We start from the raw sequence: 16,123 nt of genomic DNA, 5'->3' as shown, positions 1-16,123 counted from the left end.
AATGGAAACTATATTTGTCTGACAACCTATGATTTAAACAAAATCACACATAGATAATGTGTAAATTTTGGTTAAAACCAAATGTCTTTTACCTACGAAAGCGGGCTAAAGCCCGCTCCTATTGATACAGTGATTATTTTTCCCAGGAAATTCTTTTTGCCTGAACATTCTGAGAATCAGTTCCTACCATAATGTCAAATTCTCCGGCTTCCCAATCGTAGTTCAAAGCATCATCATAGAATTTTAAATTTTCAGGAGTCAATGTAAAAGTGATGGTTTTACTCTCTTCTTTTTTAATGAAAACTTTTTGAAAGCCTTTCAATTCTTTCACAGGTCTTACCACTTTCCCCACCAAGTCTCTGATGTACAGCTGCACCACTTCTTCCCCGTCGTAATTTCCGGTATTGGAAATACTAACAGTGATACTTAAACTCTGATTTCCTTTCAGACTTGTCGAACTTAATTTCATGTCAGCATATTTAAACTGAGTATAACTTAGACCATATCCAAAAGGAAATTTCGGATCGTTATCCAGATCGATGTATGCGGAAACATAATTTCTGTCCGTATTATTTTTCGCAGGTCTTCCGGTATTGTAGTGATTGTAATAAATTGGAACCTGACCCACTGTTCTCGGAAAAGTCATCGGTAGTTTTCCACCCGGATTAACAGTGCCGAAAAGTACGTCAGCAATTGAATTTCCTGCCTCAGTACCAAGCCACCAAGTGTAAACAATGGTTGGGATATTGTCTGCTGCCCAATCAAAAACCAATGGTCTTCCTGCATTAATCATTAAAACAATCGGCTTTCCGGTCTTGGCAATTTCCTTCAGCAAATCTTCCTGAACACCGGAAAAATAAAGATTACTTCTGCTTTTTGCTTCACCGCTCATGGCGTGACCTTCGCCTAAAGTCATAATCACAACATCTGCTTTTTTTGCCGTTTCCACAGCTTCAGCAAACATTGATCTGTCTTGATCATCGACGTTAGCGCCCTTTGCATACAGCAATGTCGAGTTTTTGTCAAACTGATTTTTAATACCGTCAAACTGCGTTACAATTCTTTGGTCATCATCTTTAAAAGCCACAGACCAAAAGCCGTGATTGGCGACCGTCTCTTTTCCGAAAGGTCCGATCAGCGCAACCGTTTTTGTCGACTTTGAAAGCGGAAGAATATTCTTTTCATTTTTTAACAAGACAATCGATTTCGAACCAAACTCTCTTCCGAATTTTCTGTTTTCCTGATTGTTTAACTGTTCTTTCTGTCTCTTATCACTGCTGAATCGATAAGGATCATCAAATAATCCCATCTCAACTTTTTTAACTAAAATTCTTCGCGCGGCATCATCAATTAATTTAAGATCCACTTTTCCTTCCTGAACTAATTTCGGAAGTTCGGCCATGTATGCACGGCTCTCCATATCCATGTCGCTTCCAGCATTGATGGCTTTTTCTGCAGCTTCCTTATTGTCATTTGCGTAACCGTGAGGAACCATTTCACCGATGCTTCCCCAGTCCGAAACCACAAATCCTTTATAGTTCCATTTTCCTTTCAAAACATCTCTTAAAATATATTGGTTTGCTGTTGCAGGAATTCCATTGATGTCATTAAATGAGTTCATAAAAGTTGCCACACCCGCTTCCGCAGCTGCTTTAAAAGGTGGCAGATACGTTTCATGTAATTGTCTTAAACTCATGTCAACAGAATTATAATCTCTTCCGCCAACTGCTGCTCCATACGCTGCAAAATGTTTTGCACAAGCCATAATTGCATCAAGATTTCCAAGACCTTTCCCCTGAAAACCCTTGATTCTTGCCAAACCAATCTGCGTTCCCAAGTAAGTATCTTCGCCCGAACCTTCCATCACTCTGCCCCATCTCGGATCTCTTGCAATATCGACCATCGGCGCAAACGTCCAGTGAATTCCATACGCAGAGGCTTCTGTTGCAGCAATTCTTTCAGATTTTTCAATTAAATTTAAATCCCAACTCGCCGCCTGACCCAAATTCACCGGAAACGTTGTTCTGTAACCATGAATCACGTCCTGACCGAAAAGCATCGGAATTTTTAATCTTGATTTTAAAGCTAATTCCTGAAATTTTCTAGTTTCCTCTGCTCCTGCCACATTCAGCATAGAACCGACTTTACCTATTTTGATTTCATTTAAAACATTCGCAGAATTGGAATTCTGTGGACCTGTGGCGTATTCAAAACCGCTGTACTGAACGAGCTGACCTATTTTTTCTTCTAAAGTCATTTTAGAGAGAAGCTCAGTGACTTTCTGGTCGATTGTTTTCTGTCCGAATGCGTTGAATCCGAATGCTGTAAAGGTTAATATGAAATAAAGTTTTTTCATTGTAATTTAATTTTTGCTGGAAACTTTAATTAATTTTAAATGCAAAGTCCACAAAGATTTTTTAGCAAATAATTCTATTGATTTTTCAATTTCATTAAGGCGTTCTACTTAGCAAAGAACACAGAGTCTTCATTCTAAAAACTTTTAAATGCGTCATTTTAAAATTTAAAAAACATAAGTTGCAACCGAACTTGCTGTAATGTTTACAGGAGCTGTTTTGTTTTTAAATTTAATATTAAAATTTTCGTCTGCTTTACTGTAATTCTGAACAATCAAAACCGTTTTTCCTTCAGGAGTTTTAAAAGCAACTGTGGACAGGTTATCGGTCTGCGTTGAAGAAATTCTTTGTGATCTGGCAGGAACAAATTTCGAAGCGTGAGCAATGATATAATATCCTACATTTCTTGTGAAGTTTTCTTTATCTGAAACCGTAATGGCACCTTTGCATTCTGTACAACCTCCCGGAGTGTGAGGTTTAAAATCAGTATCATTTGCCAGGTTCCATTCCAAAGCAATTTTGCTCCAGTTTCTCATCGAACCGATAATTACATTTTTAGCATGCCAGTTTAAATCTCCATCAAAAGTTCCTTTTGAGCCAGTCCATTGTTCTGTGAAATATAAATTTTTGTTCGGATGAGCTTTATAAACAGTGCTTAAAGCTGAAATATTGCCTTCGTACAAATGAAAAGCTGAGCCGTCAATGTATTGATTGGCTTCAGGATCGTTTAAAATATTGATGGAATATTCCGGTTTGTTGCAATTGTGATCATAAACTACAATTTTAGTTTTAATTTGATTTGATTTAAAAATTGGTCCTAAACTTTGTTTGATAAAATCTCTCTGCTGATCTGAAACCATCAGTAAACTCGGATTGTTTCCGGGATGCAAAGGTTCGTTTTGTGGAGTCACAGCATCGATTGTTATTCCTTCTTTAGCCATTCCCTGGATATATTTGACAAAATAATTTGCATAAGTATCATAAAACTCAGGTTTTAAACTTCCGCCAATTGATTTTCCGTTATCCTTCATCCAAACAGGAGGCGACCAGGGAGTTGCAATGATTTTGATTTTCGGATTGATGGCTAAAATTTCTTTTAACATCGCAATTAAATATTTATCTCTCGCCAGACTGAATTTTGATAAAGTGGGATCAGTTTGTCCCTGTGGTAAATCGTCATAAGAAAAAACTTCACCATCCAGATCAGAAGCGCCAATGCTTAATCTCAAATAACTGATCGAAATCGAATTTTCATCTTTACCGAAAAGCTCGTTCAACAAAGCTTTTCTTTTCGTTGGTGAAAGACGGTTAATCACTTCGACACTTCCGCCCGTTAATGTAAATCCGAAACCGTCAACATATTGAAACTTTTGAGAATCATCAATTTCAATATTCTGAAAATTATTGGATGTGTTTACAAAAACCAAGGGTAGCTGTTGCTGTAATTTTACGCTTTCATCTCCTTTTGTAAGCCATGACTGAACCTGATTTTTCGTAGAAATTGTTGATGCACATGAACCTAAAGATAAAAGTACCACACCGCTGAAAAGCAGTGCAGTACTCTTTGAAAAGAAACTATATGATTTTTTCTTTAACATATTTAATAGCCGGGGTTTTGTTTAAGTGCTGTGCCTGTAAGCTCCAGTAAAGGAATTGGTAGAATTTCGTTTTTACCAGCTACAAATCCTCTGGAACCCAGTACTGCTGGTGCATCGCCCCATCTCACCAGATCAAACCAACGGTGACCTTCACCTATTAATTCCCTTCTTCTTTCATTCTTTATTGCCTGAATTGAAACAGGAACAGAAGCCAGACCTACTCTAGCTCTCACTGCATCAAGTAAGAGTTGTGCTCTTGCACCGGTTCCATTCAACGCTTCGGCTTCCATCAGATACGTATCGGCAAGTCTAATTAGGATGTAATTTTTTCTGTAATTTAATTCTGATGCCCCTGGAAGTGTAGTCACTTCATTTTTTGTTGGCATATACTTTTTCAGAAAATATCCGGAATCCATGTAGGCTGGCGAATAGTCGATATGATCTAATTGTTTTGCTGCTTTTGCATTAAAAATACTTGCATCTAATCTAGGATCTCCCTGCATAAAATTAAACAGATTTTCACTAATCGGATTGAAAGCCCAACCGGCAATATAATCCGGAGCTGCATTGTTTTTTCGGTTGTAAGATCTTATAGCAGTCATGATACAGATAGAATTTCCTTCATCATTTCCCTGCCCCCAGAAACTCCAGTCAGAATTTCCCAGATTGGTATGATTGACCTCTATAATTGATTCTGTAGTAAATTTGTTTTCAGTGTTCCACAATGTTGCAAAATTGTCTACAAGTTTATAACCGTATTGGTTGCTTCCGCCCGGTGTTCCATTTACTTCAGCAAACTGCAACGCAGCCTCACTTCTTTTGTTCTGATACAAATAAACTTTACCCAGCAAAGCTCTTGCGGCACCTTGGGTAAGGCGTCCTTTCTGATCTGCAGAGATCGTGGCAGGAAGGTTCGGTATTGCACTGAGTAAATCTGCTTCAATCTGAGCGTATACTGCAGCGGGAGCCACCTGTGGAACATTGTAGTAATCATCTGTTGCTTTGAAGGGTTCCAAAATTAAAGGTATATTTTTGAACATTCTGACCAATTCAAAATAATACAGCGCTCTTAAGGTTTTAGATTCTGCCACAAATCTGTTTTTAGTAGCATCACTCATTGTTGCCAGAGGAACTTTCTGAATCAAAACATTGGTTCTGGAAATTCCCTGATAATAATCTCTCCAATAGGTTGCAGGCATCGTTGTGGAATTGAGCTGATAATTTGACAACCCCTGAATTCCTGCACCATCGGTTGAGCTTCCCCCACCCGCGTAAAAGTCATCTGATCCTGCATTGAAAAAAGTAACCATATTTTCAAAACCTCCGGCATATTTTCTTAAGCCATCGTAAGCTCCTACCAAAGCAAAGAAGCATTCCTGTTCGTTTCTGAAAAAGTTTTCAGTCTCAAATGCCCCTAAATATTCAACATCTTCGATATTGCTGTTTGTACATCCGGTATTTGTAAATGCGGCTCCTACAAAAAGTGAAGCGGCTATGCTAAATTTATAAAATTTATTTTTCATAATGAATCATATTAAAAAGTGATATTTGCTCCAAAAATAAATGTCCGTGCCTGAGGATAAAATGCTCTGTCAATACCAAAACTGTCTCCTGCCGCAATCTCAGGATCGTAACCGGTGTATTTGGTAAAGGTAACAAGATTTTCTGCTGTCACGTAAAAACGGACTTTACTTGAACCAAAGCTGTCTGTAACCGACTGTGGAAGTGTATAACCAAGCTGCACCAATTTTAATCTCACATAATCTCCTTTCTGAAGGTAATAATTTGACAATCTGGAATAGTTTTGATTCGGATCATCCCTTGTCAGACGTGGAGCGGAGTTGGTAGATCCTTCGCCAGTCCAACGATCTAAAATAGTGGTTTGATAATTGGCATCAATCATATCCAGTCTTCTCAGACCCTGGAAAATTTTATTTCCTGCCGCACCCTGAGCAAAAGCCATAAAGTCCCAGTTTTTGTAACTTAAATTAGCCGTAAGACCAAATGTATATTTAGGAATTGAGCTTCCCAGATTGACCTTATCATTATTATCAATTTTCCCATCACCATTAGAATCTGCCCAGATGAAATCTCCAGGTTTTGCATTTGGAAGAATCATCTGCCCGCCTGAATTCACATAAGAATTAATCTGTGCCTGGTTCTGAAACACTCCCAAAGTCTGAAAACCGTAAAAAGAGTTGTAAGGCTGCCCCACCTGAATTCTTTGAATAGATCCCATCGACTGAAACCCGGGACCGTCAAGATATTCCCTACCTCTTTCTAAACTTGTTACAGTGTTTTTCAGGTAAGCAAAATTTCCGTTCACAGAAACATTGAAATCTGACCAGTTTTTTCTGTAGCCTAATTCTACTTCTACACCTTCATTTTCCATATCGCCAATATTGGCTGTTGGAGACACTGTAACTCCCACATATCCCGGAATGTTGATCTGGCGCAGGATATCAGAAGTTTTTTTCTTGTAGTAGTCGACGGTTAAATTAAAATTATTAAATAACTTTAAATCTGCAGCGATATTAAGCTGGGATGTTGTTTCCCACTTTAAATCTTTATTTTCCAAAGTATTAGGAATATAGCCAGGGTAGATTACAGGATTTCCCTGAGCGTCTATAAATGTGTAATTCGCTCCCGAAACGTAGAAACTTGCAAACTGAAAATCTCCAATTCCGTCATTTCCGAGTACACCATAACCTCCACGAAGTTTTAAGGTGTTCACAATTTTGTTTTCCGGCCAGAAGCTTTCTTTATCAACATTCCACCCTAAAGAGAAAGCAGGGAAATATCCCCAGTGATGATTTTCACCAAATTTTGAAGAAGCATCTGCTCTCAGTGTTCCGGTAAACAGATATTTGTTGTCGTAATCGTAAATTAATCTGCCAAAATAGGAAGCTTTATGCGTATTGATGTAATCCCAGGCATTTGTATTTCTCTTATCCGGAGCCACAAAGAAGTTGAAAGATGCATCCTGCCAGTTATTTACAGGGAGTCCTGTATGTGTAACAGTTTGTCCGAAACCAATATTGTATTCATAATATCCATTTCCGATTAATGCATTGATATTGTGTTTTCCGAAACGGTTTTGGTAGCTCAGTGTATTTTCGGAACTCCATTCAAATTTCTGCTGGGTTGTTCTGCTTAAACTGTTTATACTTAAATTGTTGTAATTTGGATTTAAATAAAATAAAGGTGTAAAGTTTTTGCTCCCCCAGTAGGCTTTCTTGCCGTTAAGTGAAGGTTTAAAAGTAAAATGTTTCAGAAACTTTACTTCAGCATATACATTCGCAACCAAATCATCAGACCAGCCACCATTTCCCAGCTGTGTATTTCTGAATGCTAAAGGATTAGACATTTCCTGATTAACATAAGGCGAAATACCGTACGGATTTCCGTTTTCATCTCTGAAAAGATACGGGGCAATAGATGGATTGTTGTATGGTGCACTGTTCAGAACACTTGGATCAGTAATTACCAAAGGTGTAATCGGATCGAGATTGATTGCAGAACTCAATGGACCACCAAACTCTCCATTAGAATTGATACCCTGATTTTTCGTGTTCGTATACGCGAACGTCTGTCCTAAAGTTAACCAGTCTGTTACTTTATGAGAAGAGTTTATTCTTCCTGTAATTCTTTTATAATAAGAAATATCGCTCATCACAATACCTGTCTGATCATAATATCCAAATGAACCAAAAAAAGTAGATTTTTCGTTACCTCCGCTTACACTTACCTCATGGTTTGATCTTGTAGCATTGTTGAAAATCACGTCCTGCCAGTCTGTACCTTCACCAAAACTTGCAGGATCGCTGAAACGGGGTGCTTTACCATCGTTGATGAATCCTTCGTTTATGACTGTTGCATATTCGCTTGCATTTAGTAAATCCAGTTTTTTTGCAGCACTTCCAAATCCATAGAAACCGTTGTATGAAAGATTCAGTTTTCCCCGTTTTCCTTTTTTTGTGGTTACCAGAATAACTCCACGGGCGGCAGAAACTCCATAAATTGCTGAAGAAGCACCGTCTTTTAATACTTCTATGCTTTCAATATCTGACTGATTCAACCAGCTGATGCCATCAACCACAATTCCGTCAACCACCCATAAAGGATCATTACTGGAAGAATAACTGGTAACTCCCCTCACACGGATTGTCGCACTGGAACCCGGCTGACCTGAATTCGTGATTACATTCACTCCCGCAGCACGGCCCTGCAGCACCTGCTCTGGTTTACCGGCAGGAATATTCTCAATATCGCTTGCTTTGATGCTGGATATTGCACCGGTAACATTGCTTTTGCGCTGAGATCCATAACCAATCATCACCACTTCCTCAATTTTCTGTTCCTTAGATACTGTGTCTGCGGGCGTTGTCTGTGCGCTGAAATTTGCCGTAAAATAAAGTGCGGCAATGATTCCTAAACTTCTTGATATTTGTACATTCATATACAGTTAGTTTTTTAATTCTCAAATTGAGACAATAAAAATATATTTTTTTTTCATTAGTTAACATATTTTTAATTATTATTTTAATTTTTCTTTTATTTTTGGGCTTTCAGAGCATGTGCAAAATGTTAATTTCTGATAATTTCAGCTTTACAATGCAATAAAAAATCTCCCAATGGCGACCTCTATCAATAAAATTACCGTTCCACTTAAATTAACTTTTCTGATATTTTCGATGGTTTTAAACTGTATGGGCATCATCATCCTTCAACTGTCAGAAGAAAATATTTCCTACGGTAAACTGGGACTTTTAGAGGCTTTTAAAGATCTTCCAATCGCATTCATTTCTATTTTTGCCGTAAGTTTTATCAGCAGAATCGGAACGAAAACCTCACTCATTTCGGCTTTACTGATTGTCGCAGTATGTTCTGTAATCTTACCGTTTGTACAGGTTTTCTGGTTTTATAAATTGTGGTTTGCGATCATCGGAGCGTGTTTTGCGCTGGGTAAAATCTGCGTTTTCAATATTATTAAAAACAATATTTTTGATGAAAAAACTTTAACCAAAACCATGAGCAGTGTAGAAGCTTCCTTCATGGTTGGGATTTTTGTTGTCAACACAGGTTTTGGGTGGCTCATTTCAAGCCAATACGGCGAATTCTGGAAATTTGGTTTTTTGGGAATTTCGCTTATCAGTTTCTTTACTGTTTACCTTTTTTTGAAAACAGAAATCACCGAAACGGAAAATAAAAACATTAGTCTTCTACCCGATCTTACAGGATTCGGAAAACCTGCATTCACTGCTTTTTTTGGACTTTTGTTTTTCATCGTGTTTACTGAACAGAGTTTTAATTCCTGGTTGCCTTCTTTTTATAAAAACCATTTGGGTGTAGATTCTTTTTTTGCACTTCAGGCTACATCATTTTTGGCAGTTTTCAGCTATTTGGGCCGGATATTTACGGCACAGATCATAAGACGGTTCGATTTGTCCAAATACTTTTACATCTGCGTTTCTATGGTTCTTCTGATTCTGTTTTTGATTATTGCAATCCAGTTTTTCAGTAATGGAAAATCAGCAATTTTAATCTACATTTTTCCGGTGATCGGTTTCTTTCTTGCACCGCTCTATCCCGTTGCCAATTCAAAAATGATTTCTTCCACAGATAAAGAAAAAGTGAATGTGCTTACTTCCGTCATTGTAATTTTTTCATCTTTGGGAAGTTCAGCAAGCTCTGCACTTATTTCTGTTTTATTTCAAAATCAAATGCTGAATTATTACGCGGTCTTCATATTTTTGGCGGTAATGACAGTTTTTATCTTCGGATTTTCATTTTTTAAAGCAATTAATCAAAAATATTAGAAATAATTTTATTTTTACAGCATGAAAACAGATCACAATAAAAATATTGAAACCCTGAAGCAGCTGATCGACAGCAAAGATTTCATTCCAAATCTTTCGGTAGACTGCACTATTTTCGGTTTTCATGATGGTATCCTGAAAGTTTTGCTTTTGAAATATCATGATCTTGATCTGTATTCCCTTCCGGGAGGTTTTGTTTTTCTGGATGAAGACCTCCGGGATGCTGCAGCAAGGGTTTTATTCGAAAGAACGCATCTTAAAGACATTTTTCTGGAACAGTTTCACACTTTTGGTAGAATGAGCCGTACTGAAAATAATGTGCATAAAACTTTAATCCAGAATAAAGGTCTTGATGTCACCGAAAATCACTGGATTCTGCAGCGGTTTATCACGGTGGGTTACTGTAGTCTCATCGATTTTTCCCTTGCCAATACCTTTCCCGACGCCTTCAACGAAACCTGCGCGTGGTTTGAGGTAGACAAGCTTCCACAAATGGCTTTTGACCACGACAGAATCATCAGGTCAGGACTGGAATTTCTGCGGGATAATATTGACACTCAGGTCGCCGCATCCAATCTTCTTCCCGAAAAATTTACCATGAAAGATCTGCAAAGCCTTTACGAAACAATTTTGGGTGAAACATTCAGAAGAAACAATTTTCAGCGCAAAATTTTAAGCATGAATATGCTGGAAAGGCTTGAAAAACTGTACGACGGCTCCGCAAACAAAGCACCTTATCTCTATAAGTTTATAGAAAAATACCATTCAAAATCAAAACCTTACACCTTTTTGGAGGAAGATTTTATCTGAATTTTGTATTCTTTGCCTTTAAAAACACATTATTTTTTTGTCACTGTCTAAAAAATCTTATTTTTAGAAAAACAAAAATTTATGTCATATTATCCGCTTACCAGCATACCAGATTATTTTGGAATTGATGCTTTCCTCACCGATGAACACAAGCTCATCAGACAGTCTGTGCGTGACTGGGTTGAAAGTTTCGTGATGCCGAATATCGATCAGGCTGCACAAAATCATACTGATTTGCCAAATTTAATGAAAGAACTGGGGAAAATCGGAGCTTTGGGACCTTACATTCCTGAAGAGTACGGTGGTTCCGGGCTCGATCAGATTTCTTACGGTTTGATTATGCTGGAACTGGAAAGAGGCGATTCTGCGGTGCGTTCTGCAGCTTCCGTTCAGAGTTCTCTTGTCATGTTTCCGATTAATGAATTTGGTTCTGAGGAGCAAAAGAAAAAATACTTACCAAAATTGGCCTCAGGCGAAATGATTGGTTCATTTGGTTTAACGGAGCCTAACCATGGTTCAGACCCGAGTTCTATGGAATCGCAGTTCAAAGACATGGGCGATCATTATTTGCTGAACGGGGCAAAAATGTGGATTACCAACGCTCCCCTTTGTGATATTGCAGTGATTTGGGCAAAAAATGAAGAAGGAAAAGTGCAGGGACTCATCGTGGAAAGAGGAATGGAAGGCTTCACCACTCCGGAAACACATAACAAATGGAGTTTGAGAGCTTCAAAAACAGGCGAATTGGTTTTCAATAATGTGAAAGTTCCGAAGGAAAATTTGTTACCAAATGTAACAGGACTAAAAGGACCTCTTTCTTGTCTGAACTCTGCCAGATACGGAATTTCATGGGGCGTAATTGGTGCTGCGATAGATTGCTACTGTACTGCCGTTCAGTATTCCAAAGAAAGAAAACAGTTTGGCAAACCTGTAGGAGCATTTCAGTTGCAGCAGAAAAAACTGGCTGAATTTTTAACTGAAATTACCAAGGCTCAGTTGCTTTGTCTTCAGTTAGGAAATTTGAAAAACGAACACAAGGCAAGTCCGGCTCAGATTTCTATGGCGAAAAGAAATAACGTGAAAATGGCGATTGATATTGCAAGAGAATCCCGACAAATCCTTGGTGGAATGGGAATCATGGGAGAATTTCCGATGATGCGCCACGCTGCAAACTTAGAGTCTGTAATTACTTATGAAGGGACGCACGATGTTCATTTGTTGATCACAGGATTGGATATTACTGGGTTTAATGCATTTTAAAATAGAGCATTTTATTTAACAAAAATTATTATAAGACAAATGTTCCGGCTTTAAAAGTCGGAACATTTTTATTAAATAATACTAAATTTTTACAAAAATGAAATATTTAATTTTAAAACAGGACGAAAATATATACATTTGAATTCACACGATAAGGAATATTTAAACCTAAAATTATTTTCAGATGAAAAAAAACTACATTTTTTCTTTGATGTTTATTTCAGCTATTTTTGCTAACGCACAGTCTTTTAAAGTGGAATATCAAGTTCAGTTTAAACAAAAAAAAGTTCCCAGTGTTGGAAGTGAGGATTTTAGAAAAAGAGTTGCAGAACAGCAATCAGCTAAACAAAAGCATATTTTATCCTACGTGGATGGGAACTTTATGTACGAATCTTTTCCCGAAGCACCAGTTTATGATACTGTAAACAGACCCAAAAAAATATATTTGACGCAGGTGCCTCTGAACAGTTTTTCTCAACCAAAAATAAAATCATTAAAACGTAAAAATGATCCTGGATTTTATTCTTACACAAAGATAAAAGATGAAGAATTTTATCAATATGGAATTCCTGGTGACAAAATTTTAGAAACAGCAGTCTCTGACGAAAAAATCCTTGGCCTTTCCTGTAAGGTCGCCACAGTAGAAAATTCCATAAGCAAAACAATTTCAAAAGTTTGGTACACAGAGCAAATTCCGGCAAAAACAGGACCTTTAGCTTATTTTAATTTTCCAGGTCTTGTCTTAAAAGTAGAATCCGAACATATTACAGCAGAGGCAAAATCTGTAGAGAAAAATGTGAAAAATCTTATCATTGAAGACATTGATAAAAATCTGAAAGTATATAATCACGAGGAATTTATGGAGAAAGTAAAAGAGTTGAGAAAAAGCTAGATTTTAAGTTTGTCAACCTTCAAGGTTTTCGAAACCTTGAAGGTTTATTTTTACCAATTAATTTCCGGCAAAAGTCTTTACATTCTCAACAAAACTTATTTCAGGATTTAAAATCTCAAGAATTAAATTCTGGATAGAAACCATAGCATTTTGCAACTCTCCCTGAGCAAACTCAAGTGCTACTACTCCTTTTTTGGCATCTGCGAAACTCCATATTCCTGTCTGCACAGGAAGTCCCCAGAATTCCGGTAAACTCTGAACTACATACTGATACAGACAGAGCTGCATCGCCTGTTTCCGGTCTTCCCTGTGAAAATAATCATCCTGAGTTAATTCATCAATTTTTACTGTCAGATTTTTTGTTTTAGCCGTTTTGTAATCAATGATTCTGATGGTTCCGTTCAGCTGGTCGATCCGGTCAATATAGCCGTAAAAAGATATCTTATCTTTTGATTCTTCATCAATATACAGATCTGCATTTTCAAATTTCCTTTCAATATCGATGATCTTCAGTTCATTTCCGCTATTCACCAATTCAAGATCGAAATTCAGCACCGCTTCGATTACCTTTTTGGCGATGGCCCTGTGAATGAAATTCATTCCCTTTTCATAGAATTCAGGCTGATGTTTCAGCTTTTCAATGGCTCCGTTAATATACTGATCTATTGCTTTAATTGATTTTTGTAAATCACTTTCTTTTAAAACTTTGCCTTTCAGTTCTTCATAAACATCCTGAAGTGAATAATGAACCAGATTTCCGTAATTTCTCACTGAAAGCTCTTCTTCGATTTCGTCAGTTTCAGAAGTGTTGAGAATTTTAGAAAGATAAAAATCTACCGGATTATAAAGATAACTCGTCAAATGGGAAGCCGAAACCCGCTCCTTCCAGTTATCAAGTTTCTGCAGTACAGCTTCTGTTTTCTGAATTTCAATAGGTTCAGTTTTTATGGGCTCGCTGGTGTTTTCAATAATCAAATGTTCGATGTTGTGACTGCTCTCCATTTCAATCTGGGTGATGAAACGGCTCTTTTCACCAGTGTTTACGCCCGAACTCAATGCATTGTACAGCAGGTGCACATTCTCTGCATCCTGAATCAGACGGTAAAAATGATAGGCATAAATACTGTCGTTCTCCAGATAGGTGTGCAGTTCAAAATGTCGGCGGATATCAAAAGGAATATACGTATTCTGCGAATTTCCAAGCGGTAGTTTTCCTTCATTTACTGAAAGAAGAATAACGTTTTTAAAGTTCAGCAAACGGGTTTCCAAAAGTCCCATCACCTGCAGTCCTTTCAAAGGTTCGCCTTGAAAATCAATACTTTCTGTGTTGATATGCTGATTGATCAAAACCTCAAGCGTTTCCATCTTAATATCAAACTGATACGGAAGAATCTGGTTTTTCAGAAGTCTGAAAGCGTTTTCGAAGTGAGAAATATTTTCATATTGAATATCGTCGATATCCAGCCATTTCAGACCAACACAGAAGTCCGTCAACAGGTCAAGATAAGCCTGTGCTGAATCTGCTTTCAGCAAAAGTTTAAAATAAGAAAGATCAGAAAGAAGTTCTGAGAAAAGTTTTCGTGAAATGTAAACAATATTTCTCTCCTCTATTTTCGATTTAAAATTTGAAGTAATTTTTTCATCAGATTCAGAAGATGGAAGCTCTTCCAATATAGGGTAAATATCTCTATAATAGTACGTTGTTTTATTCTTCTCAAGTTGTTTCTGAAGATAAAAAAGTTGTTTTACAGCATTTGAAAAAGAAAGATTTTTTAACGGAAAACCCATTGTAATATTCAGATGCTGCACAGAATGCATCACATCGAGACTCGCAGGCAGAAGATTTTCATCAAGGAGAACTACTGCGGTGTCAGAATAATCGGCATCGAGGCTTTCTTTAAAGATTTCAGGCAAAATCTTTGTCTGGGTAATATTTCCCGAAACTTCGTAAACTTTTATGTTTTTGGGTTGATTAAAATCGTTTTCAATCCACCTGAATTCCCGGCTGTCATTGAATTCCTTCCAAGTTTTATGATCTCTCAGAAACTTTCCTGCTTCCTGTCTTTCGTCATCGAAATAATAACGGTCGCCCTGAAAATAACATTGCGCTTTGTCCCACTGCAAAAGATTTCTCACAAGTTTTTCTTCAACTGGTGTAAAGGCATTGAAACCACAGAAAATAAATTTCTTATCGCTCTCTGTGGCATATTTTTGAATCTTTGCCGTCGCAATTTCATGAATCATCCCTGAAGTTGCCCAGTTTTTCTCAAGTAAAGCAGATTTTAAAGCCGGTAGGTAAATATTCATATTCCGCCAAAAGTTCAGAAATTTTTTTCTTGGAACTTCGTCGTCATCACCCAAATCCTGAGCCCATTCCTTAATACGCTCTTCATCAAACATGTATTGCAGAACCGCTGTATCACTGTCTGAAAACTTCAGAATATCATCCCAGTCTTTTTGCAGCGTGGGAAACCATTTCAGAAAATCTGAAAAACTGTCTTGCGGAATAAGATTGAGTTTTCTGTAAACGTCATAAGAAAAAAGCCAGAGAGAAATTCCCTGAATAGGCTGCTGATCTACGATGTCTGTAATAAGCTCTTCCACCGTAAAAAAATCAGGCAAAAAACCGGAATATTTTTTTTCTTCGAGAATCTGGCGGATGAAAACTATAGGTCTTTTCCCCGGCAATACAATACTGAATTTGGAAAGATCATTTTCCTGAGCCAGCAGTTCACTGATTATTTTGTTGAGAAACTTCAATTTTTCCGGAATTTATTTAATTTTTTAAGTTCTTCAGCGATAAAATTATTGTAATACATCTGCTTTTCTTCATTCAGTCCGTGGTTGGTTTCGCTGTCGTATTTCTTCTGAAAGCTTTTATACTGAGCCAAATTCTCTTTGTAGAGAGGAACGAATTTATTTTGATAATCAAGTGAATTTTTAATATTTGCAGCAATCAGCTGTCTCAATTTTCTGCCATAAACTTCAGCAATATCAAAATGTTTTTGTTCATGTACAAGTACACGGTCACCCTTGATGTTATCAACTTTCCAGGATCTCTGAGTGTCAAAATACACTGAAACCTCAATGCTTACAGGAGCCTTGGGATTGGTAGTGGTTTCTGCAGAGTAGCCCATCCCAACATTGGCAAATGCCACAACCGAAAAGTCATGCCCGAGATTATCCCTGCTTTGAAAGTCGCTCCATGTCAGCTTTCGGCTTTCAGACCAATAAATTTTCTGTGCTGAAGCAAAGAAAAATGTTATTAAAACGAAAACTGCTGAAATCCTGTATTTCATTTATTGAACTACGATTGTTTTGGTGATGAACGTGTTATCTCCTGTCCAGAATTTAAAATTATAAGTCCCAGCGACCTTCGGAGCAAAATTG

The 16,123-nt window shown here is 37.4% G+C and carries 10 protein-coding genes; 4 read left to right on the top strand and 6 right to left on the bottom strand.

Features of this window, described 5'->3' with window-relative positions; genetic code table 11:
- Positions 1 to 133: 133 nt before the first annotated feature.
- From bglX to ASG21_RS10550, 4 genes are all read right to left on the bottom strand, one after another.
- Positions 134 to 2,356: a beta-glucosidase BglX gene (bglX, locus tag ASG21_RS10565; protein WP_056079437.1), complete on the bottom strand. Its 2,223-nt coding sequence runs from the start codon at positions 2,354 to 2,356 to the stop codon at positions 134 to 136.
- A 165-nt stretch (positions 2,357 to 2,521) separates the two neighbouring features.
- The gene (locus ASG21_RS10560) at positions 2,522 to 3,952 is read right to left on the bottom strand and encodes a glycoside hydrolase family 30 beta sandwich domain-containing protein (RefSeq protein WP_056079435.1); all 1,431 of its coding nucleotides are present in this window, start codon (positions 3,950 to 3,952) and stop codon (positions 2,522 to 2,524) included.
- A 2-nt stretch (positions 3,953 to 3,954) separates the two neighbouring features.
- Entirely contained in the window at positions 3,955 to 5,475 is a 1,521-nt protein-coding gene (locus ASG21_RS10555) for a RagB/SusD family nutrient uptake outer membrane protein (RefSeq protein ID WP_056079431.1), read from the bottom strand.
- Positions 5,476 to 5,486: 11 nt separating this feature from the next.
- Positions 5,487 to 8,411, bottom strand: coding sequence for a TonB-dependent receptor (locus ASG21_RS10550; RefSeq protein ID WP_056079428.1), 2,925 nt, complete (start codon positions 8,409 to 8,411; stop codon positions 5,487 to 5,489).
- Positions 8,412 to 8,586: 175 nt separating this feature from the next.
- Here ASG21_RS10550 and ASG21_RS10545 point away from each other — a divergent pair, with 175 nt between their 5' ends.
- The 4 genes from ASG21_RS10545 (at position 8,587) to ASG21_RS10530 (ending at position 12,733) form a co-directional block, all read left to right on the top strand.
- Positions 8,587 to 9,771 (top strand): MFS transporter, encoded by a 1,185-nt coding sequence (locus ASG21_RS10545; protein ID WP_056079425.1) that lies wholly within the window; start codon positions 8,587 to 8,589, stop codon positions 9,769 to 9,771.
- 21 nt (positions 9,772 to 9,792) lie between these two features.
- A complete protein-coding gene (locus ASG21_RS10540; protein ID WP_056079422.1) occupies positions 9,793 to 10,581 on the top strand; it encodes an NUDIX domain-containing protein in 789 nt (262 codons plus the stop codon).
- An 81-nt stretch (positions 10,582 to 10,662) separates the two neighbouring features.
- Positions 10,663 to 11,841 (top strand): acyl-CoA dehydrogenase family protein, encoded by a 1,179-nt coding sequence (locus ASG21_RS10535; protein WP_056079420.1) that lies wholly within the window; start codon positions 10,663 to 10,665, stop codon positions 11,839 to 11,841.
- Positions 11,842 to 12,025: 184 nt separating this feature from the next.
- Positions 12,026 to 12,733, top strand: coding sequence for a GLPGLI family protein (locus ASG21_RS10530; RefSeq protein ID WP_056079417.1), 708 nt, complete (start codon positions 12,026 to 12,028; stop codon positions 12,731 to 12,733).
- A gap of 57 nt (positions 12,734 to 12,790) precedes the next feature.
- On the opposite strand, the gene ASG21_RS10525 is transcribed toward ASG21_RS10530, so the two are convergent.
- Positions 12,791 to 15,493, bottom strand: a complete 2,703-nt coding sequence (locus ASG21_RS10525) for a PD-(D/E)XK nuclease family protein (protein WP_056079414.1) — start codon at positions 15,491 to 15,493, stop codon at positions 12,791 to 12,793.
- Positions 15,490 to 16,032 carry a hypothetical protein gene (locus tag ASG21_RS10520; protein WP_056079411.1) on the bottom strand — a complete coding sequence of 181 codons (543 nt, stop codon included), beginning with the start codon at positions 16,030 to 16,032 and terminating at the stop codon, positions 15,490 to 15,492. The genes ASG21_RS10525 and ASG21_RS10520 overlap by 4 nt, the downstream gene beginning before the upstream one ends.
- Positions 16,033 to 16,123 lie beyond the last annotated feature (91 nt).

This window comes from Chryseobacterium sp. Leaf394 (assembly GCF_001424105.1).
Taxonomy (GTDB): Bacteria; Bacteroidota; Bacteroidia; order Flavobacteriales; family Weeksellaceae; genus Chryseobacterium.
Note: the sequence above shows the minus strand (reverse complement) of the source record. Positions and strands in the feature narration are given on the sequence as shown.